Source organism: Paenibacillus flagellatus, assembly GCF_003217775.1.
Taxonomy (GTDB): Bacteria; Bacillota; Bacilli; order Paenibacillales; family NBRC-103111; genus Paenibacillus_AB; species Paenibacillus_AB flagellatus.
The window spans coordinates 50,085-64,097 of the sequence record NZ_QJVJ01000018.1 but is presented as its reverse complement, the minus strand read 5'-3'; the positions used below and the strand labels follow the sequence as shown (position 1 = coordinate 64,097).

General features: G+C 59.9%; 12 protein-coding genes. 6 read left to right on the top strand and 6 right to left on the bottom strand.

Annotation, left to right across the window (positions count from 1 at the left end; all coding sequences use genetic code 11):
- Positions 1-12: 12 nt before the first annotated feature.
- The 3 genes from DLM86_RS28945 (at position 13) to DLM86_RS28935 (ending at position 4,061) form a co-directional block, all read left to right on the top strand.
- Entirely contained in the window at positions 13-1,521 is a 1,509-nt protein-coding gene (locus DLM86_RS28945; protein ID WP_110843545.1) for an ABC transporter permease, read from the top strand.
- Positions 1,522-1,651: 130 nt separating this feature from the next.
- Positions 1,652-3,478, top strand: coding sequence for an ABC transporter substrate-binding protein (locus DLM86_RS28940; RefSeq protein WP_245954989.1), 1,827 nt, complete (start codon positions 1,652-1,654; stop codon positions 3,476-3,478).
- A gap of 127 nt (positions 3,479-3,605) precedes the next feature.
- Positions 3,606-4,061 carry a hypothetical protein gene (locus DLM86_RS28935; RefSeq protein WP_110843543.1) on the top strand — a complete coding sequence of 152 codons (456 nt, stop codon included), beginning with the start codon at positions 3,606-3,608 and terminating at the stop codon, positions 4,059-4,061.
- A gap of 62 nt (positions 4,062-4,123) precedes the next feature.
- Here DLM86_RS28935 and DLM86_RS28930 read toward each other — a convergent pair whose 3' ends face one another.
- The 4 genes from DLM86_RS28930 to DLM86_RS28915 all read right to left on the bottom strand — a co-directional run bounded on the left by DLM86_RS28930 (position 4,124) and on the right by DLM86_RS28915 (position 7,853).
- Positions 4,124-5,152 (bottom strand): methyltransferase domain-containing protein, encoded by a 1,029-nt coding sequence (locus DLM86_RS28930; protein WP_158289711.1) that lies wholly within the window; start codon positions 5,150-5,152, stop codon positions 4,124-4,126.
- Positions 5,153-5,529: 377 nt separating this feature from the next.
- Positions 5,530-6,435: an NAD(P)/FAD-dependent oxidoreductase gene (locus DLM86_RS28925; protein WP_110843541.1), complete on the bottom strand. Its 906-nt coding sequence runs from the start codon at positions 6,433-6,435 to the stop codon at positions 5,530-5,532.
- 67 nt (positions 6,436-6,502) lie between these two features.
- A complete protein-coding gene (locus DLM86_RS28920) occupies positions 6,503-6,943 on the bottom strand; it encodes an Rrf2 family transcriptional regulator (RefSeq protein WP_110843540.1) in 441 nt (146 codons plus the stop codon).
- Positions 6,944-7,070: 127 nt separating this feature from the next.
- The gene (locus DLM86_RS28915; protein ID WP_110843539.1) at positions 7,071-7,853 is read right to left on the bottom strand and encodes an ABC transporter ATP-binding protein; all 783 of its coding nucleotides are present in this window, start codon (positions 7,851-7,853) and stop codon (positions 7,071-7,073) included.
- Positions 7,854-8,054: 201 nt separating this feature from the next.
- Between DLM86_RS28915 and DLM86_RS28910 the strand changes: the two genes are divergently transcribed.
- From DLM86_RS28910 to DLM86_RS28900, 3 genes are read left to right on the top strand one after another with little or no spacing between them, the layout of a single operon-like run.
- The gene (locus DLM86_RS28910; RefSeq protein WP_110843538.1) at positions 8,055-8,729 is read left to right on the top strand and encodes a TetR/AcrR family transcriptional regulator; all 675 of its coding nucleotides are present in this window, start codon (positions 8,055-8,057) and stop codon (positions 8,727-8,729) included.
- A 24-nt stretch (positions 8,730-8,753) separates the two neighbouring features.
- Positions 8,754-9,641 carry an alpha/beta fold hydrolase gene (locus tag DLM86_RS28905; RefSeq protein ID WP_110843537.1) on the top strand — a complete coding sequence of 296 codons (888 nt, stop codon included), beginning with the start codon at positions 8,754-8,756 and terminating at the stop codon, positions 9,639-9,641.
- Positions 9,642-9,654: 13 nt separating this feature from the next.
- Complete coding sequence (locus DLM86_RS28900; protein ID WP_110843536.1) at positions 9,655-10,041, top strand: VOC family protein; 387 nt, start codon at positions 9,655-9,657, stop codon at positions 10,039-10,041.
- Here the strand turns inward: DLM86_RS28900 and DLM86_RS28895 are convergent.
- Positions 9,987-11,288, bottom strand: coding sequence for an MFS transporter (locus DLM86_RS28895; RefSeq protein WP_110843535.1), 1,302 nt, complete (start codon positions 11,286-11,288; stop codon positions 9,987-9,989). The two genes, DLM86_RS28900 and DLM86_RS28895, sit on opposite strands and share 55 nt — an antisense overlap.
- A gap of 152 nt (positions 11,289-11,440) precedes the next feature.
- Positions 11,441-13,711: a helix-turn-helix transcriptional regulator gene (locus DLM86_RS28890; protein WP_158289710.1), complete on the bottom strand. Its 2,271-nt coding sequence runs from the start codon at positions 13,709-13,711 to the stop codon at positions 11,441-11,443.
- Between the last annotated feature and the right edge of the window lie 302 nt (positions 13,712-14,013).

Sequence of the window (14,013 nt, the reverse complement as noted above, 5' to 3'; positions counted from 1 at the left end):
CAGGTGACCGCCGTGAAAAAGACATCCCTTACCAAACAAGAAGCCCGTTTCCGGCTGAACGGTTGTCCGGAATACGGTCAAGCGAGCTTCTCCGGCATCGTTTCCCTCGGGATCGCGCTGGTGCTGCTGCTGTACAGCTACGACTGGTCCGGCTCGGCCCTGAGGCCGTCCGTTCTGGCCGCCTGTCTGGCCTACGCGGTTTTCGGCCTGCTGCAGCTGGCGGTCATGCTGCGGATCAGACGGGACCTGCTTCGCGGGGGCGAGCTGCGGCGCGCCACGCGCCGCTTGGGCTACGTTCTCCTGCTCAGCTTGCTGACGGCCAACATCTTCGTCGGGACGGCGGCGTTCCAGCTGATCCGGCGCAAGAAGAGCGCCGCCTACACGCTCGCCTTCTATACGCTGCTGACGACCTTGTTCGTCTTCGCGGTATCGGCCTTGAACGTGTTCAAGCCTTACGTCGCCAATACGTTTCTGCTGGGCATGGCGCTGCTTCTCGTCGCGGCCGTCCTCCAGCTGATCGCCTTGCTGCTGGTGGCGCGTCATGCGGATGACAAGTTTCCGCCGAAGTGGATGTGGATCGTAGCCGTCGTCCTGCTCGCGACGTCCGTTTCGGGCAATCTGTTCGCCTTATTCCTGGGCATTCTGCTGATCGCCAAGCTGCGCGACGACGGAGAAGGGGCGGGCTCGAAGCTGAACCATGCCGTCGAACGACTGTCCAGGAGCGGCACCTCGATGCTCGGCCTGTTCTTCATCGGTTTCCTGACGGCGATAGCCGTGTGCAGCTATTTGACCTTCGACTACGGCATGGCGATCGACAACAATTACGGAGCGATTTTGCAGGCGCCGAGCTTGACTTATCCGTTCGGCACCGACAATTTCGGCCGCGACCTGTTTTCCCGCATCGTGTTCGGCGCGAGGATCTCGCTGTTCGTCGGCATGTTGTCCACGCTCATCCCGCTCGTGATCGGGGGCTTGCTGGGCGCCGTCTCCGGCTACTACGGCCGGAATACCGACAACGTCCTCATGCGGGCGCTCGAAGTGTTGTCCGCCATCCCGGGCATCCTGCTTGCGATCGCGATCATCGCGGCGTTCGGCACCAGCACGGTCAACTTGATTTTGGCGCTGAGCGTCGGCGCGATTCCCACTTACGCGCGGACGATGCGCGCGAACGTCATGCTCGTCTCGACGCTGGAATACGTGCAGGCGGCGCGGGCGTTCGGCTCCGGCGATCTGACCATTTTGTTCAAGCATATCGTGCCGAACTCGCTGTCTCCGATGATCGTCAAATCGACGCTCACGATCGGCAGCGCGGTCATCTCGACGAGCAGCTTGAGCTACCTCGGGCTCGGCGTCGAGCCGCATATTCCGGAATGGGGCAACATTCTGAAGGTCGGCAGCGCCTACCTGGAAACCCATTCGTTCACGGCGATTTACCCGGGTCTCGCGATCATCGCGCTCGTCCTTTCCTTCAATTTCCTGGGAGACGGGCTTCGCGACGCGCTCGATCCGAAGCTGGAGTAGCCGCCCTATCGGGAAGCGGCACCAACGGTAACCTCATTCATACTCCATCCACCTTCTACGTTTTCAAACATGCGGGGCGATGAATGAATGTGCGTTTATAAATAGAAATCATTTCAGGGAGGGAATCGAATTGAACAGAAAGAGAAAATGGCTCGTCCCCGCCGTCCTCGGCGTATCGCTCGCGATCAGCGGGTGCAGCTTGACGACCAAGGACGATCAGACGAAACCACAAACGACGGATCAGCAGGCGGTCGACAGCAATCCGGTCGATATCGAGCTGCTGGCCATGAGCGCCAACGAGGCGGACGTCAACATCGTCCGCGACCAATTGACGAAGAACGGCTTCAACGTCAAGCTGAACCTTCAGCCGGACTACGGCACGTTCAAGGCGCAGCAGGACGCGGGCAATTTCGACGTCGCCCTGTCGAGCTGGACGACGGTTACCGGCAACCCGGACTACGCCGTGCGTTCGCTGTTCAAAACGGGCGGCGACTACAGCATTTTGGCCGATACGGAGATCGACGAACTGATCGAAAAAGCTTCGACGCAGACGCAAGCGCAGTATACGGATACGTACAAGCAGCTGGAGCAAAAGCTCGTATTCGACAAGGCGTATATCGCGCCGCTGTTCATTTCGGTGAAATCGCAGGCGTTCAATCAGGACGTCCTGAACAAGGACTCCGTCCGGCTGTCCAAATCCCGTTCCCTTCCGTGGGAAGAGCTTGATTTCAAGGACGCCTCGAAGCGCGCGAAAGATCCGATCGTCCTGCAATCGACCATGCCGACGTTGACGTCGCTCGACCCGATCAAGGGCAATGACGGCTCGATCAACATCATCAACACCAACATGTACGTCCGGCTGCTCAACTTGACGGACGACGACAAGCTGACGGCCGAAGGCTCCTTGTCGTACAACTTCGCCATCGCCGAAGGGAACACCGAATACTATTTCATTCTTCGGGACGACATCCGCTTCGCCCGCATCAAGGACAAGCAGGCCGTCGACAGCGGCGAGCGCGTAGGCGCGGACGACGTCATCTTCTCCCTGCTTCGCGCGAAGGACAAAAACTCGGTGCCGAACCACCGCACGTACACGCTGCATGAGCATATCAAAAACGCGGAGCTTGTGACCGACCCGGCCGTTCTGGATTCGATCAAGCTATCCGGCAGCTCCGAAACGGTGAAGACCGCTCTGGAAAAAGGCCTCGGCGCCAAAATTTCCGGTCTCGTCTCCGACAAAAATCAAGCGAACAACAAAGATGGCAAGTATCAAGTCGTGAAGCTGACGACGACGACTCCGTTCCCGCAGGTGCTGAACTACTTGGCTCACCAGTCGGCCGGCATCGTGTCCAAGAAGCAGGTCGAGAGCATCAACACGTATGACGTCGCCAAATTCGACGTGAACAAAGACATTCCGTACGGCGATCAAAACACGGTAACGGAAGGTCCGAAGTATAACAACACGTTGTTTACGAGCGGCCCTTACATTTTGTCCTACAAAACCGATTACGAGGCGGTTTTCCTCAAAAACCCGGCCTACATGCCGGGCACGAAGCACGAGCCGAAAGTGAACAACATCAAAATCCGCTTCATCAAAGACGCCGACAGCTCGCTTTCCGCCCTGCGCAGCGGGGAAATTCACCTGTACTACGGCTTGTCGGAGTCGAAGTTCGATATCGTCAAGGGCGACAGCAAGCTGGCGCTGCAGACGATTCCGAGCAACGCGGTTTCGTACCTGCTGTTCAATACGAAAAACCGCGAGGTGGCGAAAAGCGCCGACCTGAGAAAAGCGGTGCTCTATTCCATCAATCAAGACGAGTTCCTCGCCTACTACAAAAACAACAAATTCAAAGCCGTATCGACGGTCAGCCCGATCGTCAAAACCGGCCTGGAGCTCAAAGCCGATCCCGCCAAGGTCAAGGAGTTCCTGAACGCCTATAAAGCAAGCAAAAAATAAGGAGCTTCGGACCAATGCGTCCGTGCCTCTGCGCTGCATCCAAGAGACTGCCTCGACCGTCGCGAATACCGACGGGGCAGTCTCTTTCTTCCAAAAAACAAAAAAATGCCAAAAGGGACGATCATCCATGACTACATCCGATACGAATCGAGTCAAGCTGTCGCAGTGGGACGCGCTCATGCTGGAATCGCTGCGCGCGCACGGCTGGTCCGAGGAGGAGCTGCTCCGCCGCATTCATGCCGGAGAGCTGCCTCGGGACGAGAGCAAGTTCCAGTTCGATTACGCCCAGCTGACCGCATCGGCCAAGAACGAGCCGGCCGTCTTCGAGGCTGCCGTCTACAACGGCTACCAAATCAAGTTCAATACGTTGAGGGGGACGGCCAGTTGGATTTTGCTCGCCTTGGGCGAAGAAGCCGAGCTCTCGCTGGAGCCCGGTCAAGAATCGATCTCCGTCCGGCTTAGCCGGGAAGACCGCGACCGGCTCGCTTCGACGCTGTCGTACGGCTGGGTGATTCACGAGGAGGGGTCCGGAGCCGACGGCGGGAAGCCGGTTTACCGGATCGAACCGCTGAACCGGTCCTAACGAGACCGGGTCGAGGACGGACCATCGCCCGGCCGTTCAGCCGCCGGCTGCATAGTCCGCCTTTACCGCTTATGCAGCCGATAAACGGCGGGGTGGAGCCCTTTCAAGCTCAGGATCGACTCCCGCACGCATGCGAATCCGGCTCGTTCGGCGGCGTGAAGCAGCGGAGGTTCCGCGTCCGTCAAGACGACGGCCAGCCCGCCCGGCTTCAGGACGCGGGCCGTTTCCGCGAGCATTCCGCCGTACAGCTCGAGCAGGTTCGCGCCGGCCGCGATTTGCCGCCCGAAGGGGAGGTTGGCGGCGGCTTTGTCCGCGCAAGCCGCGTCCAGCGGAAGCTGCCGGGCGTCCCACCGGCGGATGTGCACCCGGTCCCGGCCGCCGATATTGGCGTTCGCCGCCTCCACCGCCTCCGCCGACGCGTCCCCGCCCCAGATGCGGCGGTACGGATAAGCGAGCCGCTCGGACACGATCGTGCCCGAGCCGCAGCAAGGGTCGACGAAGCGGTCCGCCGCCTCGGGCTTCGACAGCAGAACGAGCGCGTGAGCGACCGTCGGCCGCAGCGCGGCGCGGGCGAACACTCGCCGGTCCGTTCGGTAGCGGAACGAGGCGTCGGTCAGCTTCAAGGCGAACAGCGCGTCCTCGTGCACGAGGTCGAGCCGAAACTCGACGTCGTGCGCCCCGGCCGTTCCGCGCGCCCACCGGGCCATACGCCGCACCACGCCCCGCGCCGCCGCCTCCGCGGCTTCGAAGCGGGAATACGTATGCTTCCCCGTCCGGCCGGCATTGACGATAAAGGCAGCGGGGGAGAGGCGTTCGGTGCAAGCGCGGGCCAAGTCCAGCCCCGCGATTTCGCGCTCGATCCGGCTCAGATCGGCCTTGTGCGGGCCGACGCGGAACCGGTGGACGAGCCGATACAAGTTGTCCGCGGTCCGCAGCTTCGTCAGCGCCTCGACGGGCGAACGGGAGGCGAAATGCACCTTGCCCCGCTCGACCGATCCTACCTTGGCGTCGGCGATTTTCATTCGAATTTCCTGCTCCAGCACGTATTCGAGCCCCGGCAGCACCGTGGCGAAATAAAGCGTCGGCTTCATCTTCATTCTCCTTCGCAATCGATGTCGGAACGCAAAAAAGACGCAAGGGAACTGGCGTTCACTCGCGTCTCTTTTATGCGCAACAAGGGTACCCTATGGGGGGCCTCGGAAAAAGAGCGTGACGGCGATATCCGTTCTCTATGACAGTCGAACGCATGCGGAAGACCGCAGAAAAGCGAACCTCGCGTATAAGCCGCCAGGCGGGTCGCATGCCGTTCGCGTTATCCGGTTTGATTAGCGGATAACGGCTGTCAAGAATACGGTCATCATCATCATGGCTCGATCTCCCTCCGTCGATTACGAATATGCTCCCATTATACCGCTCCGGCGTCCGGTTCTCAATCGGCGTTCGCGATGCAATAGGACTTGACCTTGCCTCAATCCGCCCACCGTTCGTCGATCAAATCCGCATTGACGCCTGCCGCGGCCCGGAAGCCTCCCGCCGCCGCCAGGATGAGCTGCGAAGGTCCGGAGAACGACGAATCGCCGGCCGCATAGACGCCTGCGATATTCGTACGTCCCAACTCGTCGGCGATATATCCCCCGCGCGGGTTCGTCCGGCAGCCCAGCGACTCGCCGATCCGGGACGGTTGCACCAATTGCGGCGTGACGAACCCGCCCGTGCACGCCCGTTCGGTTCCGTCCTCGAACACGATTGTGGCCAATTGGCCGTTCTCGCCGGCAAGCGACGCGATTTTCCGCTCCTCGACGGCAATTCCCCGTGCCGCCAGCGCGTTCCTCTGCTCCTCCGTCAAGACGCGATGCCCGTTCGTGGCGACGAACAGGTCGTTCGTCCAGTTGGAGACGGTTTTCGCCATATGGAACGCATGCTCGTTCTCCGAGATCACGACCAGCCTGCGATCCCGCAGCTCCCAGCCGTCGCAGTAGGGGCAATTGAACAAGCTTTTGCCGTAAAAGGCGCGGATGCCTTCGACCGGCGGGAGAATTTCCTTCAGCCCGGTGGCGAGAATGATCGTACGGGCTTGAAACGTTTCGCCGCTCTCCGCCGTCAGCTCGAAATGGCGCCCGTTCCGGACCGCGTCGAGCACCTTGTCCCGGACGACCCGGACGGACGGGTAGCGGGCGATTTCCCCATGAGCGATATGACGGAACTCCGAGGGCTCGATCCCGTCCCGGGTGATGAACCCGTGGGACTCCCGGGTCACGGCGTTGCGCGGATTGTTGTCGTCGATCAGGGCGACGTTCCTCCGCGCCCGGCCCAGCACCAAAGCCGCGTTCAGTCCCGCCGGTCCGCCTCCTACGATCACACAGTCGAATATCATGCGAATGCCTCCTTTGAGATGTGGATATTAAAGATTGTTTATATCTACAATTCGCGCAAAAAAAAATTTACTGCGCTTCCCGCCGGATGAACTCGAGCATATGGCCGTCCACCCGATCGACCAGGTCGATCAATTTTTGCTCCTGCAAATAACGCTCCATCCGATCCTCCGCGCGGGCCATTACGCTGCGGATCAGGCAGCCTTCATGGAAGCCCGCATCATGACCGGGGCCGCACTCGAACAGCGAGGCGGTTCCTTCCACCGCTTGGATAATATCGAGGAAGGAAATCGCGTCCTTGCTTTTGGCGAGACGGTATCCGCCGTGGACGCCCGGCGTCGAAGCGATCAGACCGGCCTTGACGAGCTGGGTCAATATTTTGGACAAGTACGTCGGCGACACGTTCTGAAACTCCGCGAGCGGGCGAACGCCTATCGATTTCCCTGCCGGGGCCGCGACCAAATATAACATCGTATGCAGGGCGTAGTTCGTCGCCTTGGAAAATTTCATTCGATCACCACGGTAATTGTAGATTCGATTTGTCTACGATTATAGCATCGGTTCCGGCCGAATGCAAGAAGGGGACGCTCGGATGCGAGGCGCCACCCCTTCTTCGCCGGGACCGAGCAGGCTTCCGTCAAGAAATGACTTTCAGCCACGCCCGATCGTACCGCCACTCCACTTCGACCGGCGCTTGGAAGAAATCGGTCAAGTAGCCGCTCGTCAAGACGTCCTGCGTCGAACCCGACCGGTACACTTGGCCGGAGCGGATCAGCAGCGCCTTCGTAAACGCCGGAACGATCTCCTCGATATGATGGGTGACGTAAATCAACGTCGGTGCGTCCGGCTGCGCGACGAGCGACTGGATGCTCGCCAGCAGCTGCTCCCGCGAGAAGACGTCGAGGCCGTTGCACGGCTCGTCGAGAATGAGCAGCCGGGGGGACGCCATCAGCGCCCGCGCGATCAGCAGCTTCTGCTTCTCGCCTTGCGAGCACGAATGGTAGTGGCGGTCGTACAGATGCGATACGCCGAGCTGCTTCATGAGCGATTGCGCCCGGTCCATGTCGTCGTCGGCCGGCTTGTCGTACAAGCCGATCGTGGCGTATTTGCCGCTCAGCACGACGTGTTGGGCCCGGTCGTTCATGTGCAGCTTCTCCTGCAGCGACGAGCTGACCCACCCGATCGATTTGCGCAGCTCGCGCAGATCGACCGTGCCGAACAAATGCCCGAAGACGCTCACTTGACCTTCGGTCGGCCAGATATAGCCGGTTATCATGTTCAGCAGCGTCGTTTTGCCGGACCCGTTCAAGCCGAGCACGGCCCAATGCTCCCCGGCCTTCACTTGCCAATTGACGTCACGCAGCACCGTTTTGCCTTCACGGTTCCAGGTGACGCGGTTTACGTCTACGACCAAGCTCATGACTTTCACTCCTCCGATCGCTCACCGTTGGTTTTGATAAATTGTATCATAACGGAAGGGGAGTGAGCGGACAAAATCGCGAAAAGCACCCATTTGAGCAATATTTGCTAGTCCGGATTGACAAGAAAACGGCCGTTCGGTTACTCTATAACTAAACTAACGATCGTTCGTTTTCTTGAACAGAGGAGGGATACGTCCATCATGTCCGCCCGACAAGACCAGGAGCAAGAACAAGAGCTCGAGCCGTATATCGATTTGAACGAGGCGCCGATCACGAGTCCGAACAAGATCAAGATTATGGAAACCGCCATCGATTTGTTCTCGCACCGCGGCTTCAGCGGCGTATCGATTCGGGACATTACGAAGGAGGTCGGCATCAAGGAGAGCTCGCTGTACAACCATTTCCGCAGCAAGGACGAGCTGCTCGGCACGATTTTCCTCAATTTCCGCCGATCCGTCACCCGGATTATGCCCCCCAAGGAGCATCTCGAGTCGATACTCGGCACGATGAGCCCGGAGCTGTTTCTGAAGCAGGGGCTGACGAATTTCATGAAGCATATCGACGACCCCGTCATGGAGAAGGTGTGGCGAATCGTCTATCTGGAGCAGTACCGGGACCCGCTGGCCCGGGACATTTACTTGAACGATATCGTCGGCGCGATCTTGTCGTTTATGGAGAGCGTCTTCGCCCGTTGGATCGCGTTGGGACGGATCAAGCCCGCCGATCCCCGGGTACTGGCCGCCGAGTACCAATATCCGCTGTTCGCGATGGTGGGCGTCTACGTGCTGCTCCGCGTGGACGGACAGAGCACGTGGGATATCGAGACCGGCATGCGGGAGCACGTCGACTTTTTTGTCAGCAAGATCATGGAGTAAGCATCGGGAACGGAGGCCATTGGCATGGAATCGATTTACCGCAAGCCGGAATATGAAGACGTCTACGTCCGCGCCTACGATCGCACGCTGAGCGAATGGAGCGTGCCGTACGAGACGTTCTACGTCCGGACGAGCTTCGGCGAGACGCACGTCATCGCGGCCGGGCCGAAGGAGGGGAAGCCGCTCGTGCTGCTTCACGGATTCGGTTTCGGCTCCACGCATTGGATCGACAATATCGCCGCGCTCAGCGAGAGCCGCCGCGTGTACGCCCTCGATTTCGCGGGCGATACGAACAAGAGCAAGGCGACGAAGCGAATCGCTACACGGGAGGAGGGTGCGGCGTGGTTTGCGGAGACGCTGGACGGCCTCGGATTGGAGGTGCCGGACGTCATCGGCCTGTCGTACGGCGGCTTTCTAGCGCTGCTGTTCGCGATCGCGCTGCCCGAGCGGGTCGGCCGCATCGCGGCGATCAGTCCCGGCGCGTCGCTCCGGCCGCAAAGCAAACGGTTTTTCTTCCGCTGCATGATGGCCGGCTTCTTCCCTTCGGCGAAACGGATCGAGCGGCTGATGGACTACATGACCGGGCCGGGCCACACGATCAACCGGACCGTCAAGGACCAATTCGTCGTCACGATGCAAACCTGCCTGCCTCGTATCCGCTTATTTGCCGGCACGTTTACGGATGAAGAGCTCGGCCGCATCCGCTGCCCGGCGCTCATCCTCGTCGGGGAGCACGAGGTGCAGTACGACGCGGCTCAAGCGGTGGCACGGGCCGAAGCGGTCATACCGGGCGTGCGGACGGTTCTCGTACCGGGTGCCGGCCACGGCCTTCCGATGGAATGCCCGGAACTCGTCAACGAGCTGCTGCTGGACTTCTTGCACGAATCGGCTGCCGCTAGGAAACATGCATGAGGAGGGAACGGGCATGATCGAGTTGAAACGATTGGACCATCTCGTCTTGACGGTACGGGACGTCTCCGCCGCCTGCGGCTTTTACGAGCGGGTGCTGGGGATGGAGGTCGTCACGTTCGGAGATAACCGGAAAGCGCTACGGTTCGGAGAGCAAAAAATCAATTTGCACGAGGCCGGCCGCGAAATCGAGCCGAAGGCGGCGTCGCCTGTGCCGGGCTCGGCGGACTTGTGCTTCTTGACCGACACGCCGATCGCAGACGTGGTGGCGCACTTGCGGGCTTGCGGCGTCGAGCCCGAGCTCGGCCCGGTTCCCCGGACCGGAGCGACGGGCCCGATCGTTTCCGTTTATATTCGCGATTTGGACCGGAATTTGCTTGAAATATCGAACGGCTCGACATGAACGCCGCTTTTCCGGCGGCTTTCCTTCGTGCCTTGGCCCGGCTTGATCCAGACGAAGGCGATCAGGGCGGCAACGGCGCATAATGCGGCGAACGTGTAAAAGACGGCCCCGTGGCCGTAGCGGGTCAAGACGGCGGCCGCCGGCGGGCCCGCGGCGACGCCGATAAACCGCATGCTGCTGTAAATCGACGTGATGGAGCCGCGCTGCTTTTTCTGAATTCCTTCGGTAATAAGCGCGTCCAAGGCGGGGAGCGCAACGCCGAATCCGACGCCGGCCACCGTATACCATACAAGCCACGACGCGACCGAGCCCGGCACGATCCAAGCGATCGCGAGCATCGCCGCGGTGCCGGCGGCCATCCCGGTAACGGCGATCCACTTCATCGCCGTTTTGTTTTCCCCCACTCCTTTCCCCGCTATATACGAAGCGGTGCAGAGCATCAGCAGCGGAATCGCGATCAGCAATCCTTTGACGACGCCGTCGATCCCGTACTGCTTCTCGAGCATCGAGGACAGATGGAACAAAAAGCCGAACAGCACGAACATGACGATGCCGCCCGCCGCAAAAATCGGCAAAAGCCATCGCTTCTTCTCCTTCAGCACAAGCAGAACCGGACGGATGAGCGCCTTGAAGCCCGGCGGACGCTCGTCCGAAGGCGGGACTTTCAAGAATAAGGCGAGCAGGACGATTGCGATCGCGCACAGCAGCGGGATCGAGAAGAACGGAGCGTACCAGAGCCAAGCGGCCAAAGCGGCGCCGAGCACCGGGCTGAGCACTTTGCCGAACGTGTTCGCCGTCTCGATCAAACCGAGTCCTTTGCTGACCTGCTTCTCGTCACGGAATAAATCGCCGACAAGCGGCAGCACGATCGGGAACGCCCCGGACGCGCCGATTCCTTGAATGAACCGCCCGAGCAAAATAAACCCGTACGCGCCGGGCGAGGCGTACAGGGCGGCGACGCCGCTGATCAGGCCGCCGGCCGCGGTGACGATCAGGCTCGGAATCATGACCATGCGGCGACCGTACCGGTCCGAGAGAAGGCCGGCGATCGGAATGAGCAGGATGGCGGTAATCGCGTATACGGTAATGATCAGGCTTGTCTGCAGCGAAGTGAGGCCGAGCTTGCCTTGAATGACCGGCAGCACGGGGATGAACATCGAGTTGCCCAGCGTCATGATGAGCGGGACCGAAGCGACGGACAGCAGATCCGCCTTCTTGTCGAGCGCGGTCGATGGTTGGACGGGCATGCGGGAAACCTCGCTTTTCCGAATTCTGGGTGAGATGCGGTTTCCGGGTTGTCCGGTCAACAATCATAAGATGCTTCATCGCGGGAAGGCGTATGCATCCGAACCGACTCGGCGGGGTAAGGCGAAAGCGGCCGTTTGCGTTCCCGGCCGCCTTACGGCTCCTGCTGCGCCGTCTTGCGGAACTCGCCCGGCGGCAAGCCGGCGTACCGCTTGAACATGCGGATGAACGAGTTCACGTTATGATAACCGACCTTGGCGGCGACGTCCTGGATTTTCAGCGTCGAATGCTGCAGCATCTCCTTCGCGATATTCATCCGCATGCCGTTCAAGTAATCGCTGAAGTTCATGCCCGTCTTCTCCTTGAAATACGTCGACAAGTAGGCGCCGGTAATGTTCAATTTGTCGGCCAGCAGCTCGAGCGATATATCTTCCCCGTAATGGTGCTCCAAGTAATGAAAAACGAAGCTCGTAATCGGATCGTGCGCTTCCTTCTTCCGCTTGATCCAGCCGGCCGCCTCGCTCAAGAAGCCGGTCCAGAACGCCTCGTACCGTTCGAGCGTATGGCAGTCGGCCAGACGCTCTCCCGGCGTATCGCCTTCGGCGTGCAACCGGCCGTCCAGCTGGAGCGCGGCCAGCACCCTCACCGTCTTGTTCAGCAGGTCGCGGGAAAACTCCGCAAACTCTCGCGCACTCGCCCGCTTCCGATGCAAGGCCGCGAGCGCCCGCATCGTCTGCTGGACGACGGCCGGGGCGTTGCCCGCCTGCAGGTTGGCGTGGAACTCCTGCTCCTCGAGCAGCGTGAACGTATGAAAGCCGTCGCGCGCCTCGCCCGGCTCGGTGACGATGATCGTATCGTCCCCGAGCGGCCGGTGCTTCAGCAGCGCGAGCGCCTTCTCGTACGCTTCGGTGAAGCGGGACGAGTCCGGGTACACCGGGCTCGAGGCGATCGTCAGGAAGCAGTAATGCCGGTCGCGGTCGAACGTCCGCTTCATTTCCGCCAGCGTCTCCGCCAGCGGGGGCTCGCCATCTTTCGGGAAGACGAGCGCCAGAATTTGATTTTTCTCCATCTGGAAGACGGTGGCGTCGGCGTACTTGTCGCCCATGACGGTCGCAATATATTCCTTCAGAAAGTACGCCGCGAAATCGGAGTCCGTCTCCATCTGGTCGTAGTAGCTGCGCCGGAACGTAATATCGAAGACGGTCAGCACGAACGGCTTTTCCGGCTCGGCCGATTCCTTCCAATCGAGGCCGTTCGTGCGGATCATCTTCAGCTTGTTCATGTACGTGTAGTACTGGAGAAGCGAGTTTTTGTGCTGCAAATCTTCGTGGATGACCCGGTTCGTCTGCATCAGGTCGCTCAGCCGGTCGCCGATAATGTCGAACTCCTTGATCGGCGAGCGCGCCCGGGGCGCGTGGGGGCCGGCGTTAAGCTGCTGGACGGACTGGACGATCCGCTTCAGCGGATTGTTCATGCGGATGCTGAACAGTACCGACGTGCCGACGCTGATGACGATCGCGAGGACGAGCAGCGTGACGAGGATGACGTTCAGCTTGACGATCTGCTGCGAGACGCCCGCGTTCGGCACGATGTTCACATACGTGAAGCCGCTGGCCGCATGCTTCGAGTAGAAGTAGTAATCGGTGCCGATCTTGAGATAGCCCTCCCGCTCCGGCAGCTTGTCGAGCGTAATGCCGAGCTCCGGCGACAGCACGGAGGAGAAGATCGTCCGCCCGTCCCGGTCGAGCACGATCAAGTTGCGGTTGATCGATTGGTGGAAGGCGCCGAACATTTTGCCCGCGTCGAGCATGGCGACGATCATCAGCTTCGCGTTCGCGCTGTCTTTAATGATGAACGGGATCAGCGTTCCTTTCGGATTCGGCGTCTCCCACGCCTGCTCGACGAAGGAAGCGGCGGGAAACAGCTTGTAGGAATAATCGCGGGCGAACTCGTTTTTCCAGAAGTCGTACGGGTAGCTGTCGCTCCGGTAATATTTCGTGAACATCGTTTCGGCCGGACTCGTCCCTTCGCGCTCGATGATGAAACCGGTTTCACGAAAGTAAAGGATGAGATTGTTGAGGTACAAATTTTCGTTGTTGATCGTATTGCGGATATTTTGCCGGATTTGACCGGCGACGTCGTAATGGATGCGGGGCGAGCTGATCTTGAGCAGCTCCACGTCCGGGCTGAAGTACAGCGTGAACGCCAAGTTGCGCACGAGCGTCAAATGCTTCTCGTAGTCGCTGACCGTCTTGTCCAAGTTCAGCTTGTTGTAGCGCAAAATCTCCTCGGTGACGTTGTTCCGGAAAAACGTATACGACAAAAAGTTGAACGAAATGAGCAGAACGATGATGGCCATGAAGCTCGTCAGCAGCTTGATGAACAGCGAGTTCGTATTTTGCCGAAGCTGGTGCCATTTGCCCATAGTTCCGTTCCCTCTTTTCTTTGCCGGATGGAGTTTCATTATACCATTCGCCCTGCGTGCAGGGGTACCCCGTAAGGGGGGCTGACGCATATTCACTTTTTTAACCGATACGCCATTCTATGGATTTTCGAAAAAACGTAGACCGGCGAAAGAACGGATCATAGCCAACGTCGGGGTGTACCTGCTACGATCGGGTCACCGACGCGAAAGCGCTGCCAAACGCCGGCGGCGGCACAACGAGATAACCGGATAGGGGGACGGCCGAATGGCACAGACAAGTACCGCAATCCCGCCGATCGCGG